This is a genomic window from Rhizobium sp. PEPV16 (assembly GCF_008919455.1).
In the GTDB taxonomy this organism is placed as follows: Bacteria; Pseudomonadota; Alphaproteobacteria; order Rhizobiales; family Rhizobiaceae; genus Rhizobium; species Rhizobium leguminosarum_Q.
On sequence record NZ_VSZV01000110.1, the window covers coordinates 1 to 2,015 of the forward strand.

Sequence of the window (2,015 nt, forward strand, 5' to 3'; positions counted from 1 at the left end):
TTCCTCGCCCGCCGATCTCACCACCAGGGTCATAGGTTTTGCCGGTCTGCATCTCCACCCACTGGTCGATCAGCGTATTGCCCGGACCGCTGTCGAACGCCGATATCCGTCCGTCCGTGCCGATAAAGGTCAGATTGGAGATGCCGCCGATATTGACGAAGCACACCGCCTGTCCCGCCTGCCGGAATTTTCCCGCAAGTGCTGCGTGATAGGCCGGCACCAGCGGCGCGCCCTGCCCGCCATGAACCATGTCGTTGGCGCGCATGTCGTAGACCACCGATATGCCGGTTCTCTTCGCAAGTTCCTGCCCATCGCCGATCTGGATCGTCAATCCCTCGCCAGGGCGATGAAGCACTGTCTGACCATGGAAGCCGAGAACATCGACGGCATCGGCCGCGAGCCCGAAACGCTCCATGAATGCCGTAACGGCAATTGCATGCCGCACCGTCAGTTCAAGCTCGATATCGCGAAGCTCAGCCGGACGCTGGCTTCTCTCACTGAGTGGACGCGACAGTTCCAGCGCCCGTTTGAGCTGCCCGCGAAAATCCGCATCATAGGGCACGCCCATGAACGGCCCGCGCTCGATGAAACCGCGGCCGTCGGTCCTGATCAACGCGACGTCGATTCCGTCCATCGACGTGCCGCTCATCAGCCCGATCGCGGTCCTGATGACATCCATGAGGCTTGCCTCCCATGCGATTCCCGGATGCACTTTTACAAAAACAGTGCTAAACGCGCCGCGACAGATCAACAACAACGAACTTGCGCCAAGCCCCCATGGGGTGCGGAGCAGACACCAAGAGACGAAACCCATGTCCGAGTTCAAGTCCGATTTCCTCCGCACGCTGAAAGAGCGCGGCTTCATTCATCAGATCTCCGATGAAAGCGGCCTCGACGACCTGTTCGCCAAGGAAACCGTGACGGCCTATATCGGCTTCGATCCGACCGCGCCCAGCCTGCATGCCGGTTCGCTGATCCAGATCATGATGCTGCACTGGATGCAGAAGACCGGTCATCGCGCCATCTCGCTGATGGGCGGCGGCACCGGCATGGTCGGCGATCCCTCCTTCAAGGAAGAGGCGCGCCAGCTCATGACCGTGGATACGATCGAAGGCAACATCGCCTCGATCAAGCGCGTCTTCTCCAATTACCTGAACTACGGCGACGGTCCCAAGGACGCGCTGATGATCAACAATGCAGAATGGCTGCGCTCGTTGAACTACCTCGAATTCCTACGCGATGTCGGCAAGCACTTCTCGGTCAACCGCATGCTGTCCTTCGACAGCGTCAAGACGCGTCTCGACCGCGAACAGTCCCTGTCCTTCCTGGAATTCAACTACATGATCCTCCAGGCCTACGACTTCGTCGAGCTTGCCAAGCGCTACGATTGCCGCCTGCAGATGGGCGGTTCGGACCAGTGGGGCAATATCGTCAACGGTATCGATCTCGGTCACCGCATGGGGACACAGCAGCTCTATGCGCTGACATCACCGCTGCTGACGACTTCGTCGGGCGCCAAGATGGGCAAGTCGGCGACGGGCGCTATCTGGCTGAACGCCGACATGCTCTCGGCCTATGATTTCTGGCAGTATTGGCGCAACACCGAGGATGCCGACGTCTCGCGCTTCCTGAAGCTCTACACCACGCTGCCGATGGATGAAATCGCCCGGCTTTCCGCACTCGGCGGTTCGGAGATCAACGAGGTCAAGAAGATCCTTGCGACCGAGGTGACGGCGATCCTGCACGGCCGCGAGGCCGCCGAGCAGGCCGCTGAAACCGCGCGCAAGACCTTCGAGGAAGGCGGCCTGTCGGAAAATCTGCCGTCGGTCGATGTGCCCGCCTCCGAGCTCGATGCCGGCATCGGCCTGCTGTCGCTGATCGTTCGTGCCGGCCTTGCCTCGTCGAATGGCGAAGCCCGCCGTCACGTTCAGGGCGGCGCGGTCCGCATCAACGACGAGGCGGTGAGCGACGAACGCAAGATGATCGGCAGCGGCGAAAGCACCGCCGACGGCATC

2 protein-coding genes are annotated in these 2,015 nt (G+C 61.1%); one reads left to right on the forward strand and one right to left on the reverse strand.

From position 1 onward, the window contains the following. Positions 1-679 (reverse strand): anhydro-N-acetylmuramic acid kinase (locus FY112_RS01540; RefSeq protein ID WP_181018122.1); only part of this gene is annotated, 679 nt, incomplete at its 3' end. A 133-nt stretch (positions 680-812) separates the two neighbouring features. On the opposite strand from FY112_RS01540, the gene tyrS reads away from it, so the two are divergent. After that, positions 813-2,015 (forward strand): tyrosine--tRNA ligase (gene tyrS / locus FY112_RS01545; protein ID WP_151517477.1); only part of this gene is annotated, 1,203 nt, incomplete at its 3' end.